The following is a 2,286-nucleotide window of genomic DNA, read 5'->3' on the forward strand; positions in this document are numbered from 1 at the left end:
GTCGCCACCCGTTACGACAAGCTCGCCGCCAACTTCCTCGCCATGGTTCAACTTGCCTCAATGCGGCTATGGCTGCGAGCTTATGAGTCTACGGCCTAGTACGAGCTGGAGATCGGGTCGAATTTCCTGTGGGAGATTATCGAGATCAGTCAGCATGTTTCACCAATCGCTATGCGCATCCGCCCGCCATGAGACCATAGCGACGACCTGGACGAAAGGGAGTTAACACTCGTCAATTCGTGCCGAACCGCGCTCTCATCTTTTTCGAGACCGAGAGCGCGTAATCTCGGCCCCTCCAATCGGTCGGGCTGTGATACGCGCCGATTGCCCTCCAATAGTCGCGATTTGCGCTGAGCTCTGCCAGAAATATCCAGCGCGCGATTTGGACATTGAAGCAAGCATCCTGGATGAGCCAGGCCCTGACTGTCTCTGGAGGCTTGTGGATGAGAGCAGAGAGCTTTGGGATCCACCAGGTGTTGATCTGCATCGGCCCAAGGTCATGCGTCCCGTTGGTGTTTGGAACCTCGGCGCCAATCCAGCCAGCTTCCTGATCCCGCAGCCCCCACAAAGTGCGCTCCAGCCATTCTCGCCCAGAGGCAGCCTCGCGAATGCACCGGCCGATCAGGGCTTTCTGCTCCAGGTTCCGAGTGGGACGCGCACCCGCTCCATTTGGAACCAGTGCCGCGACAAGGACGGCAACGCCCAAGCTTAGCATAACGGGTTTACCGATCACGGCCGTCTCCATTGTGAGGTGCCGCACTTTCGCTCGGGCCGGTTGATCGGACCTGTATTTCGGGTGCAACATCGCCCGAACGACCATGGGTGAAGATCGACTGGATCCATGCATCGAGAATTGCCGCTGCGGAACGCCCCCGCTCGGTGAGACTTGCGGCAAGCCCCTCGCGCCCTCCCCACCCGGCTGAACTCCGTTGTGCAGCAAGCCGAAGTTTGCGCTGGTACCGCTCGTTCGCTTGTTCCTCCCTCATGCGCGCCCATCGCTCCGAATGGCGCGGTGACCTGCCCCTCAGGCTGTCGCGCTCGACGCGGCCCAGCCCCTCCAGGGCGGAGTCTTTTCGCCCGACCTCACGGTCAGGAATTCGGCAAGCTTGTCCCGATCCTGGGTCCATAGCTTTACCCCGAAGCGGGCCCGGGTGATCGCGGTGTAGTAGTTCTTGCCGTTTACCAGCGGCGAACCAAGTGGCGCCAGCACATAGACCCTGTCGTACGTCTTCGACTGAGCCGCGTAGATCGTCTCCGCGTACCCGTGGTCCCAGGTCTTGTGATGATCCAGATCGATTGATTGCCGCCGGCCATCGCGGTCCCATCGAATGGTTGCGCGGCTGCCTTCGAGCGCCTCGACCGTTCCCCGCTCGGCATTCTTGATGTCGAGATCGTGGTTCACCAGGCGCCACTGGATGCGATCGCCACGCGTCAGTTCCCGGTCCTCCACATTGAAGACGTTGACCCGCTGCGGGCGCCCCAGTCGCGGATTCCAGCGGACCGTCCGACCGTGTTCATCGGCAAGCTCGAGCACCTGCCGCTCGGCATCATCCGTAACCATGCGCACGACACGGTATTCACCCTCGCGCACGATCCCGGACCGGTGATCTCCGCGCGAAAAGGTCAAGACCTGCCCACGGCTGTAGAACCTAGCATAGCGCTTCTCGGCATCGGAAAGTCCCGCCGGCGTCAGCACCGAGAGACGTGCATCCTCGGCACCAATCGCTTCCTCGGTTCGGAGCGCCTCGCGCACTTTCGTGTTCACGATGAGCCGCGTAGCGTTGTCCAGCACCAGGATGTTGGTTGTGGTTCGGGTTTCGGGTTTGAGCCTCGTCCATTCCCGAACCAGGCTTTGCGCGAGTTCCTCGGGTTTCTCCTGCGTCAGGACCTTGTCGAGATTGGCAAGCGAACCGGCATAGTCTCCGCTACGAGCGAGCGCGACCGCAGCTTTCATCGCCCTGGTTTCCTGACGGACGGACACCATGAGGTCGACCCGCGACAAGCCCAACTGCTGCATCAGCCAGAAAGGTTTCCCCTGCTCGATGGCACCTGTCTGACGGTTGTCGCCAAGCATGATGAGCCGCGCACCCGAGAGCCGGCTCAGCTCCAACAGCCGTATGGCTTGCCGGTTGCCAAGCTGCCCGGCCTCATCGAGGATCAGCACCGAGTTCTCGTCCAGGCCCCGCCTGTTGATTGCCACTGAGATGTGAACCGGGGGGCGTATAAATTACCATTGAGAATTGACCCATGTTTCCCTCGCCTCCGGCTGCCAGTCGGAGGTCGTGG

2 protein-coding genes and 1 pseudogene are annotated in these 2,286 nt (G+C 61.2%); 1 reads left to right on the forward strand and 2 read right to left on the reverse strand.

The genetic code is table 11. From position 1 onward, the window contains the following. A pseudogene (locus ADT71_RS00345) lies at positions 1–99 on the forward strand (IS5/IS1182 family transposase); the annotation flags it as partial. 133 nt (positions 100–232) lie between these two features. Here the strand turns inward: ADT71_RS00345 and ADT71_RS00350 are convergent. Both ADT71_RS00350 and ADT71_RS00355 read right to left on the reverse strand, forming a co-directional pair. Beyond that, the gene (locus ADT71_RS00350; RefSeq protein ID WP_231635441.1) at positions 233–733 is read right to left on the reverse strand and encodes a lytic transglycosylase domain-containing protein; all 501 of its coding nucleotides are present in this window, start codon (positions 731–733) and stop codon (positions 233–235) included. Positions 734–1,024: 291 nt separating this feature from the next. Beyond that, on the reverse strand, positions 1,025–2,164 hold the full coding sequence (locus tag ADT71_RS00355) for an AAA family ATPase (RefSeq protein WP_369818133.1): 1,140 nt from the start codon (positions 2,162–2,164) through the stop codon (positions 1,025–1,027). Positions 2,165–2,286: the final 122 nt, after the last annotated feature.

Source organism: Novosphingobium sp. ST904 (assembly GCF_001298105.1).
Classification (GTDB): domain Bacteria; phylum Pseudomonadota; class Alphaproteobacteria; order Sphingomonadales; family Sphingomonadaceae; genus Novosphingobium.